The 26,461-nt window shown below is 45.9% G+C and carries 22 protein-coding genes and 1 tRNA gene; 9 read left to right on the top strand and 14 right to left on the bottom strand.

The features are described from left to right. Positions 1-17 precede the first annotated feature (17 nt). Both RIG68_RS06150 and RIG68_RS06155 read left to right on the top strand, forming a co-directional pair. Positions 18-1,184, top strand: coding sequence for a PSP1 domain-containing protein (locus tag RIG68_RS06150; RefSeq protein ID WP_152001132.1), 1,167 nt, complete (start codon positions 18-20; stop codon positions 1,182-1,184). Continuing rightward, complete coding sequence (locus RIG68_RS06155) at positions 1,185-1,688, top strand: gliding motility lipoprotein GldH (RefSeq protein WP_350119936.1); 504 nt, start codon at positions 1,185-1,187, stop codon at positions 1,686-1,688. A gap of 4 nt (positions 1,689-1,692) precedes the next feature. Here the strand turns inward: RIG68_RS06155 and RIG68_RS06160 are convergent, their stop codons facing one another. Then, entirely contained in the window at positions 1,693-5,715 is a 4,023-nt protein-coding gene (locus RIG68_RS06160) for an AAA domain-containing protein (protein WP_350119939.1), read from the bottom strand. A 63-nt stretch (positions 5,716-5,778) separates the two neighbouring features. Then, the gene (locus RIG68_RS06165; RefSeq protein WP_350119942.1) at positions 5,779-6,699 is read right to left on the bottom strand and encodes a helix-hairpin-helix domain-containing protein; all 921 of its coding nucleotides are present in this window, start codon (positions 6,697-6,699) and stop codon (positions 5,779-5,781) included. Positions 6,700-6,899: 200 nt separating this feature from the next. Between RIG68_RS06165 and hemA the strand changes: the two genes are divergently transcribed. The 3 genes from hemA (at position 6,900) to RIG68_RS06180 (ending at position 11,597) form a co-directional block, all read left to right on the top strand. Then, positions 6,900-8,174, top strand: a complete 1,275-nt coding sequence (hemA, locus tag RIG68_RS06170) for a glutamyl-tRNA reductase (protein WP_350096070.1) — start codon at positions 6,900-6,902, stop codon at positions 8,172-8,174. Positions 8,175-8,240: 66 nt separating this feature from the next. Continuing rightward, on the top strand, positions 8,241-10,490 hold the full coding sequence (locus RIG68_RS06175; protein WP_350119945.1) for a WG repeat-containing protein: 2,250 nt from the start codon (positions 8,241-8,243) through the stop codon (positions 10,488-10,490). Between the two features lie 96 nt (positions 10,491-10,586). Next, entirely contained in the window at positions 10,587-11,597 is a 1,011-nt protein-coding gene (locus tag RIG68_RS06180) for an SRPBCC family protein (protein WP_350119948.1), read from the top strand. 99 nt (positions 11,598-11,696) lie between these two features. On the opposite strand, the gene RIG68_RS06185 is transcribed toward RIG68_RS06180, so the two are convergent. Genes RIG68_RS06185 through RIG68_RS06195 form a run of 3 tightly spaced genes read right to left on the bottom strand, consistent with a single transcriptional unit; the run spans position 11,697 to position 14,428 of the window. Further along, positions 11,697-12,482 carry a hypothetical protein gene (locus RIG68_RS06185; RefSeq protein ID WP_350119951.1) on the bottom strand — a complete coding sequence of 262 codons (786 nt, stop codon included), beginning with the start codon at positions 12,480-12,482 and terminating at the stop codon, positions 11,697-11,699. A gap of 4 nt (positions 12,483-12,486) precedes the next feature. After that, positions 12,487-13,878, bottom strand: a complete 1,392-nt coding sequence (locus tag RIG68_RS06190; RefSeq protein WP_350119954.1) for a hypothetical protein — start codon at positions 13,876-13,878, stop codon at positions 12,487-12,489. Beyond that, positions 13,871-14,428: an RNA polymerase sigma factor gene (locus tag RIG68_RS06195; protein ID WP_350119956.1), complete on the bottom strand. Its 558-nt coding sequence runs from the start codon at positions 14,426-14,428 to the stop codon at positions 13,871-13,873. The genes RIG68_RS06190 and RIG68_RS06195 overlap by 8 nt, the downstream gene beginning before the upstream one ends. Positions 14,429-14,650: 222 nt before the next feature. On the opposite strand from RIG68_RS06195, the gene RIG68_RS06200 reads away from it, so the two are divergent. Continuing rightward, positions 14,651-14,725: transfer RNA gene (locus RIG68_RS06200), tRNA-Pro, on the top strand. Between the two features lie 29 nt (positions 14,726-14,754). On the opposite strand, the gene RIG68_RS06205 is transcribed toward RIG68_RS06200, so the two are convergent. After that, positions 14,755-15,171, bottom strand: a complete 417-nt coding sequence (locus RIG68_RS06205; protein WP_350119959.1) for a RidA family protein — start codon at positions 15,169-15,171, stop codon at positions 14,755-14,757. After that, entirely contained in the window at positions 15,168-16,460 is a 1,293-nt protein-coding gene (locus RIG68_RS06210; protein WP_350119961.1) for an aminopeptidase P N-terminal domain-containing protein, read from the bottom strand. Before RIG68_RS06210 ends, RIG68_RS06205 begins: the two co-directional genes overlap by 4 nt. A 32-nt stretch (positions 16,461-16,492) precedes the next feature. On the opposite strand from RIG68_RS06210, the gene RIG68_RS06215 reads away from it, so the two are divergent. Then, entirely contained in the window at positions 16,493-17,971 is a 1,479-nt protein-coding gene (locus RIG68_RS06215; RefSeq protein ID WP_350119964.1) for a S8 family serine peptidase, read from the top strand. A gap of 7 nt (positions 17,972-17,978) precedes the next feature. Here RIG68_RS06215 and RIG68_RS06220 read toward each other — a convergent pair whose 3' ends face one another. The 5 genes from RIG68_RS06220 to RIG68_RS06240 form a co-directional block, all read right to left on the bottom strand. Then, a complete protein-coding gene (locus tag RIG68_RS06220; RefSeq protein ID WP_350119966.1) occupies positions 17,979-18,947 on the bottom strand; it encodes a class I SAM-dependent methyltransferase in 969 nt (322 codons plus the stop codon). 74 nt (positions 18,948-19,021) lie between these two features. Continuing rightward, a complete protein-coding gene (locus RIG68_RS06225) occupies positions 19,022-19,831 on the bottom strand; it encodes a glycosyltransferase (RefSeq protein ID WP_350119969.1) in 810 nt (269 codons plus the stop codon). Further along, a complete protein-coding gene (locus tag RIG68_RS06230) occupies positions 19,816-20,652 on the bottom strand; it encodes a glycosyltransferase family 2 protein (RefSeq protein ID WP_350119972.1) in 837 nt (278 codons plus the stop codon). The genes RIG68_RS06225 and RIG68_RS06230 overlap by 16 nt, the downstream gene beginning before the upstream one ends. A 132-nt stretch (positions 20,653-20,784) precedes the next feature. After that, positions 20,785-21,912 carry a glycosyltransferase gene (locus RIG68_RS06235; RefSeq protein ID WP_350119975.1) on the bottom strand — a complete coding sequence of 376 codons (1,128 nt, stop codon included), beginning with the start codon at positions 21,910-21,912 and terminating at the stop codon, positions 20,785-20,787. 343 nt (positions 21,913-22,255) lie between these two features. Further along, positions 22,256-23,233 (bottom strand): helix-turn-helix transcriptional regulator, encoded by a 978-nt coding sequence (locus RIG68_RS06240; protein WP_350119978.1) that lies wholly within the window; start codon positions 23,231-23,233, stop codon positions 22,256-22,258. Between the two features lie 91 nt (positions 23,234-23,324). Here RIG68_RS06240 and RIG68_RS06245 point away from each other — a divergent pair, with 91 nt between their 5' ends. Together RIG68_RS06245 and RIG68_RS06250 are read left to right on the top strand one after the other, a co-directional pair. After that, positions 23,325-24,200 (top strand): cytochrome c, encoded by an 876-nt coding sequence (locus tag RIG68_RS06245; RefSeq protein ID WP_350119981.1) that lies wholly within the window; start codon positions 23,325-23,327, stop codon positions 24,198-24,200. A 203-nt stretch (positions 24,201-24,403) separates the two neighbouring features. Beyond that, positions 24,404-25,654 (top strand): M16 family metallopeptidase, encoded by a 1,251-nt coding sequence (locus RIG68_RS06250; protein WP_350119984.1) that lies wholly within the window; start codon positions 24,404-24,406, stop codon positions 25,652-25,654. Between the two features lie 12 nt (positions 25,655-25,666). Here the strand turns inward: RIG68_RS06250 and RIG68_RS06255 are convergent, their stop codons facing one another. Next, the gene (locus RIG68_RS06255; protein ID WP_350119987.1) at positions 25,667-26,140 is read right to left on the bottom strand and encodes a hypothetical protein; all 474 of its coding nucleotides are present in this window, start codon (positions 26,138-26,140) and stop codon (positions 25,667-25,669) included. A 60-nt stretch (positions 26,141-26,200) separates the two neighbouring features. Beyond that, positions 26,201-26,461: hypothetical protein (locus tag RIG68_RS06260; protein WP_350119990.1), on the bottom strand; the 261-nt coding region annotated here is incomplete at its 5' end.

A 26,461-nucleotide genomic window follows, 5' to 3' on the forward strand; every position in this document is an offset into this window, starting at 1 on the left:
CATAAAATTGCTTAGAGATGGGATGTAGCACATGCAGTAGTGTAACTACCGCAGATGGTAAAGTGGCTGGTTGCAAAAGCAATGGTGGCTGCTCAACAGGTGGTTGCAATAAAATGAACGTTTTTGACTGGCTTTCCAATATGGACATGCCAGCTTTAGATAAATTTGACATTGTTGAAGTACGATTTAAGAACGGCAGAAAGGACTTTTTTCGAAATAATGAAAACCTGCCTATCGTTACCGGCGATGCCATTGTGGTAGATGTTCCGAACGGTCACCATATTGGCTACGTTTCTCTCCAGGGAGAGCTGGTTCGGCTTCAAATGCAGAAGAAAAAAGTGGCTAATGACAGTGAGGTAAAGAATATCTACCGAATTGCCACTCAAAAAGACCTGGAAAAATTCGAACAGGTTCAGGCCAGGGATCTCCCAACCCTCTTTCGCACAAGAGAGATCATCAGAGAGCTCAAATTGGAAATGAAGCTGACCGATATTGAATATCAGGCTGATAATACCAAAGCGACATTTTATTATTCGGCTGACGACAGGGTCGATTTCCGTGAGTTAATCAAGCTATTAGCCGCCGAGTTTAAAATTCGGGTAGAAATGCGCCAGATTAGCTTGAGACAGGAAGCCGGCCGACTCGGTGGAATAGGTGTTTGTGGCAGAGAGCTATGCTGCTCCACCTGGCTCTCTGAATTCAAGAGCGTGTCCACCTCTGCAGCTCGCTACCAGAATTTGTCGCTCAACCCAAGCAAACTTTCCGGGCAATGCGGCAGGCTGAAGTGCTGCCTTAATTACGAGCTCGACACCTACATGGAAGCGCTTGAAGGTATTCCAGAAATTGAAGCCCCACTGCTCACTGCCCGTGGTGAAGCCTCATTGCAGAAGACGGATATTTTCCGAAAAACCATGTGGTTCGGCTATAGAGATGAAAACACCTGGTATCCTTTAGACGTCGAGAGGGTAAAGGTTATTCTGGAAATGAACAAGAAAGGGCAAAAGCCCGACACGCTGGCTATAGACAAAGAAGACACTGGAAGAGATGCCAACCAGGCTCTCAACAGCGACCTGGTGAACCTGGACAAGAAATTTGGTGGGCAAGGCAGCGGCAAAAAGAAGAAAAAGAACAAAAAGCGATTCAAGAATCGTAACCGGGGTCAAAACAATCAACCACAACAATAGATGAGGACATCATTATCGGGAAACAACCTTGGCGGCCTCATTTGCCTGTCAGCAGGTTTGATATTCCTCTTGTCATCATGCAGTGATTCAAGGATTTATGATGAGTACCACGACTTTGATGAAAACGTGTGGCACATGGATTCTACAGAGAAATTTACTTTTACTGTAGATACGACAGCAGACCAGTTTCAGCTTTCTTATCTGGTCAGAAACACAGCAGACTACTCGTACTACAACCTCTATCTCAAGTTCACCCTTGAAGACTCCCTTCATCAAGTGATCGAAAGTCAGATGCAGGAGGTTATTTTGTTCGACCCTAAAACCGGGAAGCCCTACGGCAGTGGGCTGGGAGATTTATTTTCTCATGAGTTTCCTGCCATCGGTGGCTTCACATTTCCTTACAAAGGGAAGTTCACCTTTTCAGTTCAGCAATACATGAGGGTGGAAAGCCTGGCGGGCATTCAGTCTCTTGGATTGAAAGTTGAAAGAGTTGAACAAGAATAACTGGTTACTCGATTTGCCCGATAAACTTGTAGAGTCGCTCTTCGGCACCTTCTGGGTCAATCCAAAACTCCCTGGAATAAAACTGAGTAGATCTCCATTTTTTATCCATCAACAAAGTGTACCGGTATACATAGGCATCTTTTGCTGAAATACTGTTGAAGTAAGTGTCGTCATCCGTAAAAACGAGACCCAGAAATTCTTCCCTTTTCTTGACTGTGAGGTCAGCAAAATTCAGGTCCTCGGTCATGGATATATTTCGCATTTGAGGCACAGTCTCCAACCACTTTGTCATTCTCGATTTGAGGTACCAATGCTGCGAGTAGGTAGGCTCTTTAGGCGCATACGGCCTGAACTCCCCGTTTGAAACAGTAAATGCATACTCCAGGTACTTTCTCAGCATCTTAGGGCCCTCATTCCTTAAGCCATCCACATTTAGCTGATGAGGCAAAATGCTGCTAACGACGAAAATCTGTTCTTTCGCCCTGGTCACGGCCACATTCAGCCGGTTTTCGCCGCCCTCAAGGTTGAGCGAGCCAAACTTCATCTGAAGCTTCCCTTTGGCATCGGGTGCATAGCCAATGGTGAAAATAATAATGTCTCTTTCATCGCCCTGCACATTTTCAATGTTCTTCACAAACAGCGAGTCAGGCAGCAGCTTTTTATGATCTGCCTGATATGTGTCCAGCAAGTCCAAAATATGCGACTGTTGAGCGGCGTTGAAAGTAACCACGCCAATGCTTTTGTCCGGGGACTTTTTAAGGCAACTAACAATCAAGTCCACGACTCTTGCAGCCTCTTCCTCGTTTCGGCTGCTTTCCCATATCCCATCCACTTTTTCGTAGGAAATGGCAGGCTTAGCCTCGTTGATTACCTCAAAATGTGGCACTAGTTGTAGCTTGCCTTTGTAAAAATAGTGGTTACTGAAGTCGATCAGGTCGAGCGAACGGCTGCGATAGTGCCCCTGCAAAGAAACCTGGTTCAGGTGCTGCCTCGCAAGTGTCAGCAAAGAATCTGCCTCAAGGGCCATTTCCTCCTCCTCTTCGCTTTGCTCCCACCTTATTTTATAGAGATCATTGGGCTGCAACTGCTTATCGTCTCCAGACACTACCACTTGCTTGCCCCGGTACATAGCAGCCAGACCATTTTCCACAAAACACTGCGAAGCCTCATCAAAAATGACAAGGTCAAATATCTCATCTAGCTGAAAAATAGCTGAAGCTGCCTCAGGAGATGTAAGCCAGCAGGGCACCAACCTGAACGCCTCAGCCGACATGTGAGCCAAAAGCCTCCTGATAGGCCAAACTCGCTTCTTTTTGGTGACCTGATGTTGCAGATCACGGTAAGTTATAGGGTTGTTGAGCCTGTTATACTCCACTTCGCTGTACGTCTTTTCCCTAATCCTCAATAAAAGTATATCGCCGCTCAGCTGGTTCTTCTTCAACACCGCCTCCTGAAGTTCTTTCGTCAAAGTGTCCAATTTCAGAGAAGACACTGCTCTCAAAATGGGATATTTGGTTTCAATGTGGTCGATCCACTGAAGATTGAGGCTATTCTCAAAAATCTCATTCCACTCCTTTTCGTCCCAGTCAGGCGAAATTTCCTCGAGCTTCTCAAAAATCTGGTTTTCATAGGGTAGTACGCTATCCAGCAGCTTATCGTATTCCACCAGGCTATCGAAATCCTTGTCGAGCCGCTTGAGCAACTCCTCTGCATACCCTTTCTTTCCGATAATCATTTTGACCTGCTTCGGCGTGAAGTATCCCTGCCACTGCTCCCATTTCAATGGAATCTCCTCCAAAGCTTCAAATGATCGATCGGTGAGCTCCTTCAGTTCTTCGAAAGTGTAGTTTTTTGGGTTGACTACTTTTGCAACCGGCCTCAGCGAACTGAAAATCATCTTTGCGTTGATTGCCCTTCTTACAAAGAAAAACCAGTTTTGCAGATCTATCTTCGACATGGCATTCGGCGGATTCAATATCCATTCACTGGTTCTTAACTTGGTGAGGTTGTGTTCCAGGTTCAGGCGGCTGTCTACCATGATCATCAGCTCTTCAAACCCCTTTTTATTGCTCTCCAGGTTATTGGCTACAAGCACCCGGGAAATAAACACTTTGTCCTTAGAAAAGAATTTCCACCTGAACCAGCTAAAAAGTCCCTTTCTCGCCTTTCTTCCCCTTTCAAGGGCTTCCTGTAGCCTGCCTAACTCGTTGCCCGGGGTTGACAATTCAGGGCCCAGCCCCTTGTAGCACTCCATCAATATCCGCTCGTTATTGGCCAGCCAAAGAGCGTCTGTTTCGCTATCGGGGTAAGCCGACATGTGCACAAAAGTTTCGTACACAGTCTTGTCATTGATGAGAGAAAACATCTCTTTTACCTGCCCCCGGCGCTCCAGCATGTCCTGGCACTCATCGAAGCTCAATGCCTCACCCAGGGCCTCTTTAGACCTTGTGGCTAAGGCTTGATTGAACTTGAGAATTTCAGCTACCAACTCCTTTACCCGCCCAAGCTCCGCCACCCCAAAATGGCTAAAAGACACCCGGTCTATCCAGGGGTGCTCCTCCGTACGGAAGACTGAAGAATACTTAACATAATAGCCAATTTTGCGCTGGAAGGCCTCCAATTTCTCGTAGGTGAAATATTTATATTCCTGCTTGAGGGTTATGGTTTTCCCTTTGAGGTCAGATGAGAGATAAAGTTCTTTCACAGATTTGCCTGACTCTTTATCATCAAACAAAGCTTGCTTAAACTCATTGAGCTCTTCCGAAATCTGATCTATTTTTCTGCTTACCTGGGTAAACTCTCGTTCCAGCTGAATAGCGTCCAGAGAGTTGTTTTTAAGCTTATACTCATCAAGTCGTTCAATTTGGGAGGCTAGCTGCCCGTAAATTTCCTTTCTGTCATTTTTGAAATCGTGCACGAGCGCTACAAATGCTCCCAGGTCTTTCTCGCTCAATCGCTGATGCACCACGTCAAGCGCTGCCCTCTTCTGGCAAACCACCAGCACTTTTTTGCCACGTGCAATAAAGTCCGAAACGAGGTTGCAGATAAGCTGTGACTTGCCTGTGCCAGGCGGCCCCTGAATTACAAGTGAATGGCCATTCTTTACCGTTTTTAAAGCATTTTCCTGAAAGGCATCAATGGAAAATGGCGTAAAAGTCTGTTCTTCCTTTATTTTGCTGACATAGGAGTACTCTACTTTGTCCACCACATCTTCCAGGTTGGTTTTACCAACGAAGAAGTCTTCCAGGCTTTCCAACGTGTTTTCCTCAATAAGTTTGAGATAGTCGGGCACCATATAGGACCCATTTTGAGGGAAGATGCCCAGCACTGCTTCAGTCATCAACTTCAGTTTCCCTGTGTCGTGCCCGAGCTCAAACTTGTCTTTGAGAAAAGGGGTGAACCCTGTTAGCTGATCAGTAAAATTTTCGGGATTGAAATTGACTTCTACTTTGCTGTCTCGCAGAAGTTCGTAAAGTGCCGTGCGAAAGACCCGACTGTCCTTGTCAAAATCGTCAAAAACCCGCTCTATCAGGTCTTCGTCGAGGGAAATCTTGTTATAGTAGGCGTAGCCCAGCAGAAAGGTCTTATTGAGAGTGACGTTGACATCCTTTCGGGGCACCATCACCCAATTTTTCTGATCCATTTCGAGAGACACAGGAAAAAAAAGCAGAGGGCACCTTACCAGCGTGCCATCGCTGAATTTGCCATGTACAAATGGCCAGCCCACGTACAAATCCTTTCCGCCCCTCTCCTGAAAAACAAACTGATCAAGCCTGTGCAGCTTTTTAAGGCCAACGCTCAGGTTGTTGTTATTGTAGTCCCTGCTGTCCATGATCTGACACAGCGGAATCTTAGCTTTTTGTGCAATCAGGTCGCTGATGATATGAAACGAAGGCTGCCCAAGGGTGAAATCGAAATCATGCAAATCGAGAAACTGTTCGGAAGCCAGGCGCAACAAAAGCAGCGACCTATTGTTGGCAGTGAGATTGGTAAGCTTACGAAGGTAGGATTGCAGAATTTTTCGCATAAGACGGCTTGCGGCCTTTCGATAACTATCAGGTAAACGATAAACCTAATTGTTCATTATTCACTAGAATTCAAAATACGGCTTTAACTTTTGGATGGTTGAATCCGGGATGATTTTTATTTCTGCTACATCGTTCCAGCTAGCAAACTTTCCATGCTGATCCCGGTAGGCTACCAAAGCTCTTGCCTGGTTGTAGTTAATATAGGGTTGCAGTTTTAACGAATCTAAATGGATGGTGTTGACCGACAGTTTTATGCAGCAATTAGCAGGGTTGAGATCAAACTTCTCCCACAAGGCAGATACCGTTTCCTGCTTGAGCCCATACACTTCCGCCAGCTGCCCACGTTCGTGAAACCCACCAAGAGCATTCCTGTATTTGATGATCCTGGCAGAATAAGCTGGGCCTATGCCCCGTACCGCTTGCAACTCCTCTGCTGTTGCCAGATTGATATCGATTAACCTAACTGTTTCCTTGACGACTTTTGACTTTCCTTCAGCTATTGGCCTGGTATTGTCCGAATTGGGCTTTGTATTAGCTATTGATAAGTACGGGGCAAGCTGCTCAAAAATAGAAGAATCCATTCCATAAAGCTTGAGCAGGTCATCCTTATCGTAAAACCTACCTCCCCGGCTTGTATACTTACTCCAATTGGATGCCAGATAGGCTGGTATGTTCATTTCTCTCAATTGTGCCTCCGAAATCTGGTTGGGATCAAATTTTCCCAAATTGCTAAGGGCCAACATTTGCCAGGCGCTTTCCTTATTCTCCCCGACGTCTTCAGCCCATTGGAGCTCGGCTGCCCATTTGTCTAAAAGTTCCAAATCTTTTTCAGACGAATACTCGTTACTAGCATACCTGTAGTAGTCAAGTGCGTAGACTCCAAGGAATACTACACTAATGATAAAGAGAAGAATGATGCTACCATTAATTTCCTTTTTACTGTAGCCAAAATTCTCTCTTAGCCATTTATTTATTTGGCTCATAGACCGTAAGAAGCATTTATTGAATATTAAGTTAGATATTTTTGGCTTCCAGTAAACAATTTCAAGGCAAAAAACTGTTCATTTATCAGTAGCGAGCATTTATCTCTAATTTAAACTCATTCTAAATTGAGTTATCTGACAAATGTCATTTCCTTTAAAATCAATACGGAGCTATTTTTGAACCCGAATTAAAGTGGAAAATGCATAAGCTTTTCAAAGCAGTAAGTCTATCGTACAAAAGCGCCCCGCTCAATATCAGAGAGCTTGTGTCCTTCGATGAGGAGGCCTGCAAGCGCTTGCTGAAGTATTTCAAAGAATTTACGCCCATCACTGAGGCGCTAGTGCTTTCCACCTGCAACCGAACCGAAGTATACTATTCTTCAGAAGCAGACCTTTCCGAAGACATCATCAAACTGATTGCCCTTGAAAGATCAATCAGTGATATCGGCGACTACAAAGATTTTTTCGTTGTTATCAGCAACCATAAAGACGCCCTTCAGCACCTTTTCGATGTGAGCATGGGATTGGAAGCACAGGTAGTTGGCGATTTGCAAATAGCCAATCAGGTCAAGCGATCATATCAGTGGTCGGCTGATGAGGACATGGCGGGCCCATTTTTGCACCGACTAATGCACACGATTTTCTTCACCAATAAAAAGGTAGTTCAGGAAACCTCTTTCAGAGACGGCGCAGCCTCGGTGAGTTATGCCGCCGTTGAGTTGATTGGGGAGCTCACTGCCGCCATCCCTACACCAAAAATTTTGATCGTCGGACTGGGTGAAATAGGAGAAGATGTTTGCCGCAATCTTGAGTACATCAAGAGCAAAGAGGTTTTCATTGCCAACAGAACATTTGAGAAAGCTGAAGCAATAGCCCTTGAGTGTGGCTTTCAGGCCATACCGTTCGACACAGTTTATGCAGCCATGAAGGAGGCTGATGTTGTTATTTCGTCTGTAGCTAATAAAGAGCCGCTGATCAGAAAAGAGCACCTTCAAAACGGTGAATCGCTTTCCTTCAAATACATGCTTGACCTTTCGGTACCGAGAAGCATTGAAAAAGAAGTAGAAGAAGTGCACGGAACCCTGCTCTACAACATTGATGACATCCATAGCAAAACAAGTGAGGCACTGGAAAAAAGGCTGGCTGCAATACCACAGGTAAAGGCCATCATTTCCGGATCAATGGCTGAACTGCTCGACTGGTCGAAGGAAATGGAGGTGTCGCCCACTATCAACAAGCTGAAGAACGCCCTTGAGCAGATCAGACAGGAGGAAGTTGCCAGGTATCTCAAGGGAGCAAGCATGGATGATAGCAAATTAGTGGAGAAGGTAACGAGGAGCATGATGCAGAAAATCATTAAGCTGCCTGTGCTTCAGCTAAAAGCCGCCTGCAAAAGAGGTGAGGCTGAAACGCTTATCGACGTGTTGAACGACCTGTTTGACCTCGAAAAGCAGTCGGAAACGACCAATTCGTAAGCACAAAATACCCGATCGTTTAATTTCTTGCCGCTTTTCCTAACTGTTTGCTTAATTTAGCGGCGTATGAAGCTTTCTGTAGTTAGGTTCCTGTTCTCATTGGTACTTATTTTTTTAGCACCAATTCTCTCGCATGGCAAAAAAGCCAGTGAACGGGTATTAGAAGTCTTCGAGCTAAATAACCGGAAAGGCTTAAAGGACGACCAGGGCAAAATCCTCATCCCCGCCAAATATGAAGACATTGGATGGAGCAATGGGAGTGTCGACCCACTGTCCTCCACTATCGGCTATAAATCGAATGGCTTTTGGGGGTTAAGCTCGCTAAATGATCAGCAGATTACCAAAGCTGTTTACCGTGACCTCTCCCCCATGAGTAACGGTTTCCTGAGAGCGTCCCGAACCGACAGCTTCGAACATTTTCTTTACTTCGGCGTCCTTGACACCAAAGGCACGGCCCTGGTAGGCTTCCAATACTACGACATTGTCCCATCCGGCGACAACTACATTGCGTCACGCTATGAAAATCAAAAGACTTCCTACGGCCTTATTTCAGGAGTTGAGGCAACCTTAATCCCCTTCCAATTCAAATCCATCCAGTACGTTGGCAATGGCATTTACCAGGCTGTCGATGCAAGAGACAAGCTATCGGTATGGACTGTGGGCGGCTTGAAGTTGCCGGTAGAAAACCTTGATAGCATGTTCCGTGTCAACTCCAACCTCCTTATAATTTCCAAGGAGGGCAAGCTGGGTGCCATGCGCAATGATGGCAGCATGATACTTGAACCGTTTTACAAAGAAATTGTTCCTGAAAACGACTCGGTGCTGCGCCTGACCACCTACCCGTCGTGGCACCTGACCGATGGAAAGAACAAAAGACTGAAAACATTCTCTTTCGACGATATCGAAACTATCGGGCCCAGTTTGTACAGGGTTCAGACTTACCAGGGCGAAGCCATCATCAATATTTCGGGGGAACAACTGAGCAACAAAAGTAACTGGAGTGTTGTGCGCACAGATGAGAATTTTGTCGTAAGCAAAGAGCAAAACAAATTCAGGGTGTACAACAAGTCGGGCGAACCCTTTCTTGAACAGTATTACGATTCCCTCTATTTCGATGGAAAGTATTTTTACACGCAGGTAGTAAAAAACAACAAAGAGCTGTGGGATGTATATAACACTTATGGCCGGAAAGTTACAAGGCATTCTTACGACCAGGTAAAGCCGGAAGGATCCAAATTGATCATGGCCAGGCGGGATGCCTACTGGGGGTTTCTTGACTTTAATGGCGGAATGGTTATCGACCACAAATTTGAACGGGCTCATAGTTTCATCGAAGGCCTGTCCGCAGTTGAGTATGTAGGAAAATGGGGCGTTATAGACATCAACGGCGATTGGGTGGTCGAACCTAAGCACGACTATTGTGAGGTGATTAATGAAGCCGTAATTCTAACCAAAAATGGTGGGTCGACCGACCTCATAACGCCTGGGCGTGGATGGCTATACACAAGCCATCATTCGATATCTGCTAAAAAGTCGTGGCTGATCGAAGAAACTGAATCCGGAAGCTTTGGTCTGCTGACCTCAAAAGGACAAAAAGTGACAGCGTCTGAATTCGACGAAGTAATGATTCCCGATATGGATTCGGTTGTATTTCTAAGGCAAGGGGATTACTGGTGGTCTTATGGCAAAGACGGCAATAAGATTAGCGACGGCACAAGTAAATATCAGGGAGTGTCCGGGCTGAGTGAAGCATTTTTTGGCATTGTGAAAGACGAGAAATTCGGCTTTGTTGACCTCGATAATAAACTTAGAATTGCGAACAGGTACGACAGTGCGGCTTTTTTCCAGGAAGGAATGGCGGCGATAAAACTCCGTGGGCACTGGGGATTTGTTGACAAAATAGAGCGACTGGTTATTCAGCCCGTTTACGACTCAGTTACTCCTTTTTCGAATGGCATCTCGGTTGTGTCGAGAAATGGCAAGTCTGGTATCATTGACAGGAGCGGTGCTGAAGTGGTTGGCCTGGACTTTGACGAGATCAAGTCCGTTGATAAGAACACCTATATTTTAAGGCAAGGAAATCAATACGGCTTTTACCACCGTAAGTCAGGCTACATCATGCTCCCTCGTTTCAATCAGCTGGAGCTACTACCCAACGGCCTTTTTGTTGTCGAAAAAAGGGGGCAGAAGGGCCTTATCAATGAAAAAGGCGTTGATGTGATCCCTTCTATCTACGATGACATCCACTACGACCTCTACAACGCCTTTTACCTCTGCAAAGAAGATGGTAAAACGGAAACTTTTTTAATTCGTTAATGCACGGCTAGATTCGTAACAAAATTAATTGCCTATATTCCAGGACTTTAAGTTTGGAAAATTCTTAATTTAGATGTTTACCAAACTTACCATACTATGAAAGCACTTAAGGTCATCCTATACATAGTTTTGGCGATTGTATTATTAGGCGCTGCGGCGGTGTTTATGATTCCCACAGAATACCATGTCGAAAGGAGCACCACCATTAACGCACCTCAGAAGCTGATAATGCAACACGCTGGAAAATTTGAGAACTTTGTGAAATGGAGCCCATGGAACAAACTGGATCCCAACATGACCTACACTATTGAGGGGACTGACGGCGAGGTAGGCTCCAGATATTCCTGGGTTGGAAATGATCAGGTGGGTGAAGGGTCTATGGAAATTACCTCAGTTTCCGAAAACAAGATTGAAGAAGATCTGATCTTCTTAAAGCCTTTTGAAAGCCGGGCAAAAGTTTCGCTAACCTTTGAGACTACTTCGGATGGAACAAAGGTAACATGGGCAATGGACAGCGAATCGCCAAGGCCTATGAACCTGATGAATCCCATGATGGATGGAATGATGGGCCCTGACTTTGAAAGCGGGCTGGCTGAGTTAAAAGTATTGAGTGAAAAAGTAGCCTCGTCCGATACGTTTAGGAGCTTCAAAATTGAACCAATTGAGATGTCTTCCAGAACCTATATAGGCATAAAAGATACTGTGAAATGGGCCGACATGCAGACATTCATGGCCAGCAGCTTTGGTGCTGCCTACGGCGAGTTGACGAAGAAAAAAGCACCGATGGCAGGAGCTCCCAGCAGCATCTACTTTGTTTGGGACGAAGCCAATGAGCAAACTGTAATGGCAGCCGCCATTCCTGTTGAGGGTGAATACTCTCTCGACGGATTTGAAGCATTTCCGGCTGGTGGCAGTGGCTACAAAATTGCCTACTACGGTGCATATGAGGGTAGTGGCGAGGCACACTACGCAATGGACGACTACTTCACAGCGAAAGGGCTTGAAATGACTGAAGACATCATGGTGATTGAAGAGTATGTAACTGATCCAACTACCGAGGCAGACACCAGCAAATGGCTGACAAATGTGTACTATATATTAAAATAGCGCTGCCACTGAAAAGTATGGAAGAAAAAAGGGGGCCAAATGGCCCCTTTTTTAGTAATACACACGCTTCAGTCGCAAATCAAAATGCAAAACACCATTTTAATTGTCTTTGGCACCGTCGTCGACCCAGCAAGCTATTGTTTGAATTTCCAAATCAGTTAATGAACCCACCTTTGGCATTGTTTTGTTGCCCGTTTTCACCTTTATAGTGGCAGCATTTTCCTGAATAGCTCCAAATGAAGTGAAGTTTGGTATGCCGGCGGTTCCATTATGGCATGTGGCGACGGCGCAATTGGTGGAGATAATTGAAGAGACCTGATCTTTGAAACTCACACCCGACAGCACCAAAACCTCTTTGTCCTCTTCGCAACCTGCTTCATCCTTAACAGTCACAGTATGAAGCCCGCTTGAAACCCCGGTGAACTCACTTGCGCTGCCGAAGGCACCATCATCCAGCCTGTATTGGAAGCTTCCACCGTCACCCGTGGCTTCAACGGCAATTGCTCCAGTCGAGGATCCGCAGGTTGAGGAAGTCGAAGTGGCTTCAATGGTAAGGCCGCCTTCGTCAGAGAGACTTGCAGACACAGTCTTCATACAGTCATTGGCGTCCTTCACGGTTACTGTGTAGTCACCTTCTTCCAACCCCGTGAAAAGCCCACTACTTTGAAATGATTGCCCGTCGATAGAAAATTCATAGCTCCCGGCTCCATCAGTTGCCGCTGCTTCTATTTCACCTATTCCTTGCCCGCAAACATCGTTTGACGAGCCTTCTATAGACACTGCCAGGTCGCTGACAGTGCAGTCTGGGGTGGCCTCTTCGTCGCCTCCGCCGCAAGAGGAAAGAAATACGGCGAGTCCTGTTAGTAAAAGTAAATTTCTTCTCATAGTCTTAGTTTATGGTTTTTTTTAAAAAATGATATTTGGCTGTGACCAGGGTTCCTGTGGTAAACAAACGCACATCACCGTAACCAACTCCACCCAGCGGGGCTTTTACAAAAGGCTCTAGCTGCACTGAAAAATGCCTGGTCAGATAGGTCTCGATGCTGAATGAAGCTGAAACCACGCTGAGGGGATGGTTGCTCCAATTTTCGCCGGACCAACCTTTGTAGCGCCCCTCCACGCCGTCCTCGTAGACGTAGCTATAGTTTTCTGACAACATCCAGTAAGATGACATGCCTGTGCTAACCCAAATCCGGGTTCTGCCAATATTAACTACCTGCAAGCTGACAGTTATGGGTACGTCCAGCACACTACAAGAAGCATCTGTGCGGATCGGTTCTACCCCACCGGGCCAGCCCGACCCAAACGGTGGGTTGTAGTCGCCTGCACCGGCGGCATATACCTTGTCGAACTTATAAACACCGCCTGACAGCTTCCACCTTCGAGCAAAACGGTACTCAGTTAAAAAGCCAAATCCTGCTCCCATTTCCTTCAAGTTGGGATGAAACCCGATACTACTTGCATCAGGAGAGGCGGCCAGCCCAACCGCAAACCGGTAAAAACCTTTGTCAGGAATTGTCTCTGGTGGATTGGGCGCATACAGCGGTGCCAGGTTAAGGGCTGCGTTGTAACCGACCAGCGGGGAATGTGCCAATGGCTTGCTGCTCAGGTGGGTGATTACCTCTGGAGGCCGTTCATCTTTGAAACCTGCGTCTGAAAAGTCATCTACGTTTCCCGCACCCGGGTGACCAGCTGATTGCTGTGTTTGGGGCACCTCTTTGTTTCCAATTGATGCTTTTGATTCGTCGGCGTCAAAGCTGACTTTGGCTGCCGCATTTGCCCTTCCTTGCTGAGGCGAGGGCTCTCTTTGCTCCGTCCCACCTTCCCTAGCAATGCCCGCTGTGTTTGATGTTGAAACTTCTCCGTTTCTATCTGACAGCTCCTCTCTGCCGGGTAATTTGGAGTCGGTTTCCGTTGGCTGATTCTCGTTTAAAATTTTCGGCTTGCTTTCGCTTTCCTCTGTTGCCTGGCTATCCATTTGAAGAGTTGATGCGTCACTATTTTTTGGTTGGATCACTCTTCCGATCTCCCCATTTTTGCTCTCCCGGTTATCAAAATACTCTTTAAGAAACCACCCTGATAAGAAAGCGATGACGGTAAGCACTATTACTGCCGCAACAGCCTTCATCCCTACAAAAGAACTCCCTCCTCCTCCGGTAGAAACAGCAGATGCATCGAGTCGGGCCTCCATCAGCAGCCAATCTTCTTCCCTGAAAGGAAAGTCCTTTTGGCCAAGTCTCTTCTTGAAAAAGTTTTCGATATTTTGCTCCTTATCAGACATTTTCCGATTCAAAGAAGTTTTTCAATTGTTCCTGAAGTCTCTTTCTGGCTTTAGCATAGTTAGATTTTGACGTTCCAACAGATATCCCCAGCTGCCTGGCTATTTCCTCATGCTTGTAGCCCTCAATGGCATATAAATTAAACACCGTCCGATACGCTGGTGAGAGATTTTTCAATATCCCAAGTATCTCTTCATGCGAAATACCTGATATTACCGTGTCAGCGCTTTCCGCCGACTCCGCTTCTTCGAGGTCCATCATCTCATTAAATCGAAGATTCTTCCGTGTTCGGTCGATGGCTGCATTGATCATGATCCTCCGCAGCCAGGGAACGAACGGCCTGGAAAGGTCAAACTTGCCGATGTACTTAAATATTTTCATAAAGCCGTCATTCATAATTTCCACCGCATCTTCCCTGCTTTCTGCGTAGAGTACACAAATATTCATAGCGTAGCTGTAGAATGACTGATAGAGCTCTTTTTGCTGAGCCCTTCTTCCATTCATGCAGCCTTTAATAATTCGCTTCAGCTCGCTATGATCAGAATCTTTCAATGACGGTGGTTGAGGTCTTTATAAACAGTACATGGTAACTAGTTGAAAAGGTTGCCTGCTAAAAAAACTATACTTCTTACAGTCAAAACAACAGAAGCGTCGGCTCACCGCAAGACATCATGCAAAAGCTGGAGAAAAAACGTGACGCTTTATCGAATTTAATGAGAGTCGACTTTTAGAATGTACAGGTGTTTTACTAATATTGCAATCCCTTTGGGGAATCGAGGTGTAGCGCAGCCCGGTTAGCGCACCACGTTAGGGACGTGGGGGTCGGAAGTTCGAATCTTCTCACCTCGACAAAAGGCCAGCCATTGTGCTGGCTTTTTTCATTCAACAGTGGCTATGCACTTTAGCTCAATTGCAATAGGCGTGGGCAAAGCAGTTACTTCCACCGTGGTTCGGCAGGGCTGGTTGTCTTTGAAATATTCTGCGTAAAGGCGGTTGTAGGCAGCAAAGTCGTCTTTCATGTTGGTGAGAAATACAGTCACATCCACCAGGTTTTCCCATTTGCTGCCCGATGATTCAAGAATTAGTTTAACATTGTTAAAAACAGAACGGCACTGCGCTTCAATGTCGTAGGAGACTATATGTCCGGCCTCGTCCAATTCGACGCCCGGAATATCCTTCGCTCCCTTTTTCCTGGGCCCCACACCGGAAAGAAAAAGTAGGTTTCCCACCCTGCGGGCATGCGGATAAAGCCCCACCGGTTCGGGAGCTCCTTCTGCGTTGAAAGCATTTTTCACGACCTGTTCATCAAATCCTCGATCTCCTCTGCATGGCAGGGCGCACCCGCCAGCAAGTTGATATGGCCCTCTCCGGTGATCACAATATTGTCTTCAATTCTGATTCCAAGCCCTTCTTCACGGATATAAATCCCCGGCTCAACTGTGAAAACCATTCCCGGTTCAAATACCTTGTAAATACTGGCTACATCATGTACATCGATACCCAGATGGTGGCTTGTACCATGCATAAAGTATTTCTTATAAGCAGGCCACTCAGGGTTCTGGTTCTTAATATCTGTCTTGTCGAGCAGACCAAGCCCCAAAAGTTCGCCCTCCATAATTTTCCCAACCTCCTTATGGAACTCAGGTATCACGCCACCGGGCGTCAACATATCAATGGCCTCGTTCTTGACACGCAGCACCGCATCATACACCGCCCTTTGCCGTTTAGTAAACTTACCACTTACAGGCACAGTGCGGGTAAGATCAGCATTATAGTTGCCGTATTCAGCGCCAACGTCCATCAACAGCACATCACCTGACTTAAGTTGCTGGTTGTTTTCGATGTAGTGCAACACGCATGAATTGGCTCCCCCTCCTATAATTGGGGTGTAGGCAAAGCCTCTGGAACGGTGCAAAACAAACTCATATATATATTCCGCCTCCACCTCGTATTCCCACACACCTGGTTTGATCAGTCCCAGCATTTTTCGAAAGGTGTTAGCGGTGATATCACAGGCGTGTTTGATGATTTCGATCTCCTTCTCTGATTTTATGCATCGCAGATCATATAGTATTGGAGCAAGCCTTTCGTAGTTGTACAAGGGATATTGCTCCATACACCATTTTACAAACCGCTGATTGCTGGTGGTTACTTCCGAAGCTGCTCTTACATGCTCATTCGATTCCAGGTAGATGTTGGTGCTCTCCGCCAGAATGGTGTATAACACTTTATGAAATTCGTGCGACCATTTCACGGTTCTGATGCCACTTATCTCACGGCCTTCCTCTTTTGTAAACTTGTGCCCCTCCCAAATCGCTATCTCTTCGCTCGTCTCCCGCAGAAAGAGCACCTCTCTGAGGCTCTCATCCGGGAAATCTGGTGCCAGCAGCACGATGGTGTCCTCCTGATCGATTCCTGTAAGATAGAAAAGGTCGGCGTTTTGCCTGAAGCCCATGGTACCATCAGCATTGGTTGGCATAATATCGTTGGCTCTTACAATAGCCACACTGTTGGGCTTCAATCTTTTCTGTAGCTTTTCTCTGTTGTAAGTAAAAAGCTCCTTACCTGCCGGGCGATATCTCATTCGATTAGTTAGATTTAATTCATAATTGGACAATGTCTGACTCAAAGATAGCATATCGGAAACATTTCAGAAGACGGTACGGCCTGTTAAAAGTCTCGTTCATCTGCCTTTTTCTGCTCGAATTCCTGCCTGTTCGTGCGCAAGACAAGTATTGGTATTTCTTTAGCGAAGATATTTCGAAAACTGAAAGCCGAAAAATACTTGAAAACCACCAACTGGAACCGGTGACCTGGAGCAAATGGTTTCACGCATGGTCGGCCCATGGAGCTTTTGATCACGTGGTGGACGGCGTAGACAGCAGCAGAATCGTGACTCCGCTGAAACTGCTGCGAAGTTCATTTGACGAGCCTGCGCTGGGCTTTGCCCTGGAACAAATTGGAGCCAAAGCGATTATCGAAGATGGACTGACTGGAAAAGGTGTTAAAATAGGCATCATCGATGGGGGGTTTTTGGGTGCCGACGAGACTGCATCTCTGGCATCGATTATTGCAGACGGCAGGCTGAAAGCATTTCGCAACTACCTACAGCCGTCAGATACCATTCCGTTCAGTGGCTCCCGAAGTTTGGATGATCAGCATGGCACTGAGGTGTGGGAGCTGACGGGCGGATACCATGCGCAAAAGCAAATTCAATTTGGCCTGGCCACAGGTGCTGACTACTACCTGGCCCGAACAGACCATGGCGCCCGGGAGCAGCGGCAAGAAGAAGACTTTCTCATCGCAGCCCTGGAGTGGATGGACAGCCTGGAAGTAAAGCTGGTCAATATCTCCTTGGGCTATAGCACCGACTACGACAATCCGTCAGAAAACTACAATCCTGCAATGATGGACGGAAAAACCGCATTGGCAAGCCTTGCCTGCCAAAAGGCCACCGAAGAAAAAGGAATGCTCATTGTGGTGGCGGCCGGAAACGACGGCGGCAACGACTGGAAGGTGATAGACGTGCCAGCAGATGCCCCAGGTGTACTGTCGGTTGGCTCGACTGACCTAAAGTTTTGGAGGAAAATGCCCTTCAGCTCAACGGGTACTGACTTTACCCAGTTTTTAAAACCCGACATAAGCTGCTTTGCCTCATCCGGCACGTCGTTTTCTGCACCAGTGATCACCGGCCTGGCTGCCTGCTTGTGGGAGAAGTCTCCGGCTCTGACAAATACTGCCCTCAAAGCACTTATTTTACAATCTGGCCACCTCGCCGGGGCTCCAAACAATTATATTGGCTTTGGTGTGCCCAGTGCAAACTGGCTGTTCTCGAAAATTACCCAGGGCCTGACGGCGATGACCGAACCTCAGTTCGTCGCTCCAATATCAGCCAATAAGAAGAAGTCAATTACGCTAGAGAGCGAAGGCAAAAAGAGCATAGTACTTTATCATAAAAAGGACAGGTTCAACGTGATAAAACAGGAGTTCTTTAGCTCAGAGGCAAACAGCCTTCAGGTGAAGCAGTTTGAAAATTCAAAGTTCACCTCGGTAGTGGTTGATCACGAACTGGTGATGGAGGTGGAGTGGAAGTAATTCACCCTCAAGCAGCCTTCTTTCTAAAATAAAACACGGCTTGATCACCTCTCCCCTCTTTATTTAGTTTCTTTGCCAACTTTACCCAATAGAGCTTTTTTCTCTTGTATCTCATATACGCAAAAAGAGATCTCTTCTCATTGGTTCGCAATGGGATTCCCCTCAAATACTTCTCACTGCCTACAAACTGGAAATGAGTTGAATCAAAAACCGTATTAAAAAGCTCGAGGCCAATGCCGGTGGCCAGCTGCGCAATAGATTGTGTCGAGTGGATAAAAATGTGCCGAGGAGCATCTAGCTGCACCCAGTTAGCCTTATACTTTTCCCAAGCATAGCTAGAAACAGTCGGAACTCTGATAATGCAAATACCATTTGGTGCAAGGAGCTCTCTTACTTTTTCAAAAGTCTCGTGTGGGTTGGTTACATGTTCAAAAGAGTGATGAAATGTGATAATATCCCATTTTCCCACAACGTTAAATATGTCGCTTTTTAATATGTTCAAACCGTTTTCATAGGCTATCGATTTTTCCAGAAAGGGATCACAGCCAAGAAGATTTTGAAAGCCTATCTCAGCCAATGGATATAGAAATTTCCTTCCATTCCCACAGCCCACATCAAGAATCTTACTTTCTCTACCAACTCCTAATTTGTCAAAGATTCTATACTTTCCATGGGGAGATAGATAAGAAACTAAAAGGTTTGCGAAGCTATCTTTAAATATCGAATGTGTAACCGATCTCCTGTTTACCCAACCCTTCACTCCCCTGTATTGACCTGTTTTGTGCGGCGAAAAACTGTAATACCCTCCCTGATAGTATTTGGATAAATTAGCTGGGATAGTTTCGATCTGAAGACAATGACATGACTTACATTGAAAATAGGCGAACTCCTCCTTAAGTCCTTGCATCATTTCCTTCGGGAAATATCTGTCATGATTATCCCTGGAATTACATATCCGACAACTTTCTAGTAACATAAATCTAAAGTTAGAATCTATACAAAAGAGAGCCTTCATTCTGCTAACAGTCCCTCACCAGTTCTGTAGCTATCTCATTTTTCAATCCCGTTTCGACAAACAAATTGTTTTTGTTCCTGCTTGTCTTTCATCAGCCCTTCATTTTCCGACTGATCCGTCCAATTCTCTTTATGATACAAATGATATTGTACTGCCAGGTTCCGCAACGAATACAGTTTGAAGCCCATACCCAAAAACCGCCACGTCAAATCAATGTCTTCCCCGATGGCAGGCAAAATATAGTCTTCGTCAAAGCCATTGATCTTCACTATGGCTTCTCTGTAAAAAGACATATTACACCCTTTAAGCTGATGCATTTTTCTAAGTTTGGGCACGAAGCCCAACAGGCCATCCGGGTTGATGTAATAAGCCTCCTCGGTAAACTTTGCTCCATCCTTTTTCGCCTTCGAAAGTTCGCTCTGCACTTGCTTTTCGAAGCCAGGCAGATGAGCAGTATTCTGACGAAGAATAGCTGAATACTCAGGCCCCAGCTTCACCCGTTTGCCGGCAAGTATCCTTTCCTTCGACGCATACCTGTGGTGATTCTCAACAAACTTATGGTGGAGCACACAGTCGCCGTCAATAAATATCAGGTAGTCAAACTTGGCCTTCCTTATTGCGTTATTCAACGCCTGATTTTTTCTCCACCCAACATCTGGCTGAGTCAAATGCTGATAGTCATTATTAAAAGGGTAGTTGGCTACAAATTCCTTCATTTCCGGGCTCTCTCCGTCCTCAGAAACAATTATTTCAAAACCCTGATCAGTTTGAAAGGAAAGACAGTCGAGCACTACTTTCAGGTCCGCTGTGTTTTTATACACCGAAATAATCAGGGACGATTGCATACCGACTGATCGCTTTTTTCTATCCCAAATTCAGTCCTCTTCTTGCCCGATTCCCTGGTGTTTTTTCGTATCGCTCTGTTCTTGAGCACCGACTCCTGAGTTCTGTAGCCTCTTTTATGATCAAGGTGGACAACAATAGCACTGTACCTTATTTGAACACCACTTATCCCCATGTTTACAAGCCTTTCTCCAAGCTCCCGATCCTGGCCGCCGTACTGCATCCTTTCGTCGAACCCATTAGCTTCCAGAATGTCATTCTTCCAGCCAGACGAATTATGGCCATTCCAGGTAGGTTTGGTTCTTGTAAGCCCATTCAGCAAGTATCGAAAAACTCCTCTTGCCGACAGCTTCAGCGTTTTGATACTCCCCTTCAAGCCGTGTGCTTTAAGCCAGCTTACTTTAAAGCACCGTTGGCTCAAGATATCTTCTTTCCCAATAGCAAGACTTGTTTGCATAGGAAGCAAAAAATAGCCTCCGCTCAAAAAATGACCTGGCTTTCTCCTTTTCAAATGGATCTCAACAAAATCGTTTCTGGGAATGCAGTCTCCATCAGTGAAAATAAGATAGTCGGCTTCAGCCGCCACAATAGCCTTGTTGAGGATCCGTGACTTCTGAAAGCCATCGTCTTCTTGCCATATATGTTTGACCGGGACACCCATTTCTGGTCTCAGCCTTTCGATCAACTCTTTGGTTTCTTTTCCCGAACCATCATCGGCAATGAGTATCTCGAAGTCTTTGGTTGTTTGCTTGCTAAAGCCCCACAACACCTTTTCGAGCCATGCCGTTGAGTTGTACGTACTGAAGATGACCGAAGCCTTCATGAGCTCAATGTTAATGGGGTAAAAATGTAACAAAGGCTTCAAATTTACCAACCTCACGCTACTAACTCCTCACGTTGCCCGGACTTTCGCTAAAATATTTCCTGAAGGCAGTGGAAGCAGAATAGATAGAAACTAATTTGGATGCCGGGCCACAGTCTGTAGGAGATGGAAGAGCTTATCAGCCTGAGTGTGAATATTGTAGTCCTGTTCTATGCGCAGACGGGCCTTTCTCCCCATCTCAGCGGCCAAATCTGAATCTTGTGCGAGCCTCAGCATTTGTCTGGCCATTCCCTCAATATCATGCTCTGCCACCAAATAGCCTGTCTCGCCTTCAACCACGGCGTCCTTGATTCCACCATGCAAAGTGCTAACTACCGGAAGTCCGCATGCTCCTGCTTCAAGAATGCTATTGGGTGTGCCTTCCATGTCGCCATCTCCGGACTGGACAGAATGTTGGACAAATATTGTTGCCCTGTTCATGAAATCAATAATCTCCGCATGAGGCATGCCCCCGGCAAATACTATTGACTCTTGAATGCCTAGTTCATCAATAAGCTGAACACATTTGTCGAATTCACCCGACTTGTCCCCTACCATAATTAACCGACACCCAGGCATTGATCTAAGCACTATGGAAAAGGCTTTGATCGTGGACTGTGGGGACTTCTTTTCAACAAACCTCCCAACAGTTAAGAATGTCGGCTGCCGGGGCTTGGGCTCATCCGACGGCTTGAAAATGGACAAATCAACACCATAGGGTATGATGTGAATTTTATCGGCACTGGCCCCCACCTCTACCAGCTTTTTCTTCATCTCACTCGAAACAGCGACAATGGCGGCGGCGTATTTAAACAGCTCCTGATAACCATGGGCATAGCGTTTGAACACCTTGCTTTTTGAAGCGTCTCTCCCGTGAAAGTGAGCGACCAAAGGAACGTTTGCCTGATTACAAATAGGAACAAAATATGAAGCGGTTGTTCCGAAATTGACCAGCAGCACTTGAATCCTATTTTTCTTGAGAAGTCTTAAAATGCCAAAGTTTCCAAAGTAATTGTTTTGACGTCCCGTTATCCATTTGTAAACCTGATGAATGAGCCAAAATGGATACGGAGACAGCAGCTTTCCATCATCCGAACGCTGTGGAAGCCTGCCCGAATAGATAGGAAATACTTCAGCCCGCTCTGACAGCCCCTTGATCTGATTTCTAATGAACGTCTGGGTCAAAACATCCTTATGGGAGCGAGCAATACAAATTCTCATTTTCTTTATCAAAGCGGGGGGTTTGTTTCAGTAGCTATCAATTTAACAGGTTTGATCCAACGTTTTCCCACAAAATCAGAAATACAGCCCTCTTTGTACCCGGTTCTCTGGTATTTTTTCGTGTCGTTCCGATCCTCAAAACAGAATCCTGCCTTCCATAGCTGTTTATGATCGAGATGAAACGTAACCGCATTTTACCTTACTTGTATCCCGTGAACACTAGTATTGAAAAGACACTTTCCAAGCACCCGGTCCTCTTCATACCGCCATCTTTCACAGAACCATCATCGGCAATCAGTATCCTGAAGTCTTTCAAGGCCTCAAATTTACCAACCTGTCACTTCTAACTCCTCACATTACTGGGACTTTCGCCAAAATATTTCTTGAAGGCAGTGGAGAAGTGATTGGCATTCCGATAACCAAGTTTATCCGCTACAAGGCTTATGGTGGTGCTTTTTTGTGAAAGTAATTGCCGTGCAAACTCCATGCGAAGCTCCTGGATATAGCCAAACACAGTCCTTCCGAAGTGAGCTTTGAACCCACTTTTTAGTTTACATTCGTTAATTCCAAACTCCTTACCAATCGCTTTCAAGCTTAAATCGTCCTGGAAGTGCAATTGAAGATACTCTCGTATGGCATGCATCAATTCAACATCTTTGGCCGCAGGCTGGTGAAAGTCAGATGTTTCATACTCCCTTTGCCAAACCTCAATTTGTAACGCCAGCAACTCGTAGACCTTCGACTCAATAAACAAGCGCCTGGCAGCTCCCTTTAGCGAGCAAAACCTGATGGACTGAATAATTGACTTTACTTGCACGGTAAGAGGCAAACTTGTTCTAAAGCCAGGAATCCCATTTTCCTTTAAAATACAATCCGCAAAACGATCATAAAGCGGGTCACCCTCGCCGATCAGCGAAAGTAACTTTTCCGCCTCAATGGTCATATGAAAAATGTTGTATGAGCTGCCGCTATTAAAATAATGAGCCTTGGCTGGATCCGGATCGAAAAAGAAGTTGTAGTACCCTTTCCCAAGGTCATAGCGTTGCCCACAGTGCCTGGAGGCTACGTTTCCTTCAAAATTAAAGCAAAAGCTAAAAGTGCGCCTGGGCTCTTCATAAGAGATTTCCAATGCACTGGAAAATTCAGCTAACAAAAATGAAGTTTGGATTCCTTCGAAAAAATGGTTGGTGCAAATGTGGCTGCCAAAATCGGCCTTGAGCTTGAACTCTACATCGAGGCTAGATTGCACTTTGGGCTCAGCCTCAGGGGCAAATGGAAATACATCCACATAAGCCAATTTCAAAAAATTATTGGATGGCATAAAAAATACTTTTTGCGTAGCAAACCCTCCGTTTTACGTAGCACCATGGCAAAGGTTTGCCCGTTAACCGCCTAGTCACAACAAATTTTTTATGCTAAAGAAAACATTTAAATGGGTCGGTATTGTTCTGGCCTGCATTTTTTCGCTGTTGATAATCGCTTACGCTTACATCTATCTGAGCACCGAGGCGAGGTTCAATAAAAAGTATTCGTTTCGGGAAGATCCTGTTACACTGTCTACCGATTCGGCAGTATTGGCAAGAGGCGCCCACCTGGTGGCCATCAAAGCATGCGACGATTGCCATGGCCCCAATCTGGGGGGGAAAATCTTCCTCGACGATCCGCTGCTGGGGCGAATCGTTTCCTCGAACCTCACCTCCGGCAAAGGCGGTCGCCCGTCGGACTACGGAGTGGTTGACTGGCTCAAAGCGCTAAGGCACGCAGTAAACCAGGAGGGCAAACCTTTATTGTTTATGCCATCGCATGAAATCGTTCAGCTCAGCAAAGCGGACATCGTCGCTATTTTGTCGTACCTCCAGACAATTCCACCTGTAGATAGCGACCTGCCCTCGCACGACATCCGCTTTCTTGGAAGAATCCTCACCCATTTTGATAAGGTGCCGTTGCTGCCCGTCGACATGATCGATCATAACATGGGCTGGCCCAAAGAAGTAGAGGAAAATGTATCGGCTGCTTTTGGCAAGTATCTGGTAGCTGTATGCACCGGATGCCACAGAGAGAACCTCAAAGGCGGAGGACCAATCGCTCCCGGATTGCCCCCTGTTGCTGATATCACCTCCACAGGCAGAGCTGGTCAAATGACAGAAGAGCAGTTCATGAATACGCTAAGAACCGGAATTACTCCAGAAGGAAGAACTCTCGATCCAAAAGAAATGCCCTGGCCCACTACCTCAAAGTATACAGAAACAGAGCTAAAAGCCATTTATGCTTATCTCAAATCAATATAAGAGACCGCCATTTTTTTGTCTGTCCGTCGGAAATCATTGAGCATCTTTGCGTAGTGTGAACCGGCAATTTTTTTGGCCAGGAAACTTCCTGGCCATTTTTTTGAACTTTCTTTCATAAAACGCATTATAACTCCATCGGCATTGTTGATTCCGTTAACCTTCATAAAGAGAAAAACATTAGTTTTGCAGGCTGACAAATGTAAATGGCTGAATTCGACCTTATTACTTTACCGAACGGTATTAGATTAATCCACAAGCAGGTAGCTTCCACTAAAATCGCTCACGTTGGCATCATGCTGGACGTTGGGAGCAGAGATGAGTCGCCCGACCAACTCGGCATCGCCCACTTCTGGGAGCACATGGCTTTTAAGGGCACCAGAAAACGGAAGTCGTTCCACATCCTCAACCGGCTCGACTCTCTCGGCGGGGAGCTCAATGCCTACACCACCAAAGAAAAGATTTGCTTTTATGCCAGTGTCCTCGACCTTCACCTCGAAAAGGCGCTCGAGCTTCTTACCGATATCACTTTCAATTCCACCTTTCCCGAAAAGCAGATCGAAAAAGAACGAAATGTGATCCTTGAGGAAATGTCGATGTACAAGGACAACCCGGAAGACGCCATCATGGACGATTTTGATGAGGTGGTTTTTGCAAAGCATCCATTAGGGCATAATATATTGGGTACTCAGGAAACTGTTGGTGGGTTCAGTCAAAATGATTTCAGAAGGTTTTTAGAAGAAAACCTCGACTCTGAAAGAATGGTTGTTTCCACGGTAGGCAACTTTTCGCTGAAAAAAATAGAGCGGCTGGTGCGAAAACACCTCAACGACTCGCCAACTTTTAGTTCTTCTAAGCAGCGAAAGTTGTTTGGCCCTTATCGCCCATCGTCTCTATCAGAAGTGAAGCCCATCACACAGGCTCAATGTGCCATAGGCCGACCTGCCTACAAGATAGCCGACGAACGAAGGATTCCCTTTTTCATGCTGGCCAATATTCTGGGAGGGCCTGGGATGAATTCCCGACTGAATATGTCGCTCAGAGAAAAGTATGGCTACGTGTATTCCATTGACGCCAGCTATAACCCTTATGTCGACACAGGGTTGTTCTCAGTATTCTTCGGCACTGACCCCAGGCATATTTCCAGAAGCTTCCAGCTGATCCAAAAAGAGTTTGCCATGCTGAGAGAACGAAAGTTGGGAGAGGTGCAATTTCACAAAGCCAGGGAGCAGCTCATGGGGCAACTGGCCATGAGTGAAGAAAACAATGGCAGCATGATGCTGATGATGGCTAAAAGCCTGCTGGACATGGGCTCTGTTCCAAGTCTGGAAAATGTGTTTCAGGACATTCGAAAGATCACCAGAGAGCATATTATAGAACTTGCTAATGAAATGCTGGTAGACGATGATATGAGCACGCTGGTGTTTGTTCCTGAAAATGGCAAACAAGGACATTAGTAGAAAAGCATGCTATTCCTTCAGAAAAAGGTATCTCATACCCCAGCTCACTGCGGGTATCACATAAAACCACTCACCATTGGGCACAATTTTGGGTGAAAATTCACCCAGCAAATAAAAGTTAGAGGCATTCTTGAATGGAGCAGTCCTTATGCCCAAAGGAATTGTAACGAACCCAAACCCGCCCTCACCACCTTCCCAGGGACTGTAGCCTAGCCCAAGCCCCAGGGACAACGCCACCTGATCGTTGCGCATGATATTGGCATTTCCAATCAACTGAGGTATTCCTTTATACTCAGCTACCCGAGCATCCTCAAAAAGTGTGTAATAGGGCTTGGTGCTTAACCGAAATTCTCCCCAAATCTTTCGCTCGAAATTGGTGCTTACCGCTATCTCTCTTCCGCTCGAAAAAAAGGCTAGTCCGCCCTGAGCGAAAGCTGAAATAGCAAATGAAACAAGGAACAATGTAGCTAGTATAGTTTTCATAATAATTGCATTGAATTAGATCGTCAATTCAATGCAATTATTATGCCCATTGAGCGGTATTTATTGATTAGATGGTGAAATAACCCTGGAATCACCGTTAAAATCAAATACTTCAACTTGTGTTACCCCCTCAGGTACCCTGATCGTCCGTGAAGACTGAGACAGAAACCCTGACCCATAAGTCAACTCAATCCTCTCAGTATGTCCGTCACTATGCTTCAGCAAAGCATAAAAGTCAGTTGGGCCCGTTTTCACAACTGTGCCCTTGAATGCGTCATTTGGCAAGCCAAATACCTTCAGGTCGCCCCGGTTTTGGCTGGC

It is taken from the genome of Imperialibacter sp. (genome assembly GCF_040222385.1).
Classification (GTDB): Bacteria; Bacteroidota; Bacteroidia; order Cytophagales; family Cyclobacteriaceae; genus Imperialibacter.

What these genes read in the sequence shown, in the direction of transcription:
- RIG68_RS06185 (WP_350119951.1), bottom strand. Translation starts at nt 12,482, where the DNA reads ATGAGAAGAAATTTACTTTTACTAACAGGACTCGCCGTATTTCTTTCC.
- RIG68_RS06215 (WP_350119964.1), top strand. Translation starts at nt 16,493, where the DNA reads ATGTCTGACTCAAAGATAGCATATCGGAAACATTTCAGAAGACGGTAC.
- RIG68_RS06210 (WP_350119961.1), bottom strand. Translation starts at nt 16,460, where the DNA reads ATGAGATATCGCCCGGCAGGTAAGGAGCTTTTTACTTACAACAGAGAA.
- RIG68_RS06225 (WP_350119969.1), bottom strand. Translation starts at nt 19,831, where the DNA reads ATGCAATCGTCCCTGATTATTTCGGTGTATAAAAACACAGCGGACCTG.
- hemA (WP_350096070.1), top strand. Translation starts at nt 6,900, where the DNA reads ATGCATAAGCTTTTCAAAGCAGTAAGTCTATCGTACAAAAGCGCCCCG.
- RIG68_RS06180 (WP_350119948.1), top strand. Translation starts at nt 10,587, where the DNA reads ATGAAAGCACTTAAGGTCATCCTATACATAGTTTTGGCGATTGTATTA.
- RIG68_RS06220 (WP_350119966.1), bottom strand. Translation starts at nt 18,947, where the DNA reads ATGTTACTAGAAAGTTGTCGGATATGTAATTCCAGGGATAATCATGAC.
- RIG68_RS06245 (WP_350119981.1), top strand. Translation starts at nt 23,325, where the DNA reads ATGCTAAAGAAAACATTTAAATGGGTCGGTATTGTTCTGGCCTGCATT.
- RIG68_RS06250 (WP_350119984.1), top strand. Translation starts at nt 24,404, where the DNA reads ATGGCTGAATTCGACCTTATTACTTTACCGAACGGTATTAGATTAATC.
- RIG68_RS06150 (WP_152001132.1), top strand. Translation starts at nt 18, where the DNA reads ATGGGATGTAGCACATGCAGTAGTGTAACTACCGCAGATGGTAAAGTG.
- RIG68_RS06240 (WP_350119978.1), bottom strand. Translation starts at nt 23,233, where the DNA reads ATGCCATCCAATAATTTTTTGAAATTGGCTTATGTGGATGTATTTCCA.
- RIG68_RS06175 (WP_350119945.1), top strand. Translation starts at nt 8,241, where the DNA reads ATGAAGCTTTCTGTAGTTAGGTTCCTGTTCTCATTGGTACTTATTTTT.
- RIG68_RS06255 (WP_350119987.1), bottom strand. Translation starts at nt 26,140, where the DNA reads ATGAAAACTATACTAGCTACATTGTTCCTTGTTTCATTTGCTATTTCA.
- RIG68_RS06155 (WP_350119936.1), top strand. Translation starts at nt 1,185, where the DNA reads ATGAGGACATCATTATCGGGAAACAACCTTGGCGGCCTCATTTGCCTG.
- RIG68_RS06190 (WP_350119954.1), bottom strand. Translation starts at nt 13,878, where the DNA reads ATGTCTGATAAGGAGCAAAATATCGAAAACTTTTTCAAGAAGAGACTT.
- RIG68_RS06230 (WP_350119972.1), bottom strand. Translation starts at nt 20,652, where the DNA reads ATGAAGGCTTCGGTCATCTTCAGTACGTACAACTCAACGGCATGGCTC.
- RIG68_RS06160 (WP_350119939.1), bottom strand. Translation starts at nt 5,715, where the DNA reads ATGCGAAAAATTCTGCAATCCTACCTTCGTAAGCTTACCAATCTCACT.
- RIG68_RS06235 (WP_350119975.1), bottom strand. Translation starts at nt 21,912, where the DNA reads ATGAGAATTTGTATTGCTCGCTCCCATAAGGATGTTTTGACCCAGACG.
- RIG68_RS06165 (WP_350119942.1), bottom strand. Translation starts at nt 6,699, where the DNA reads ATGAGCCAAATAAATAAATGGCTAAGAGAGAATTTTGGCTACAGTAAA.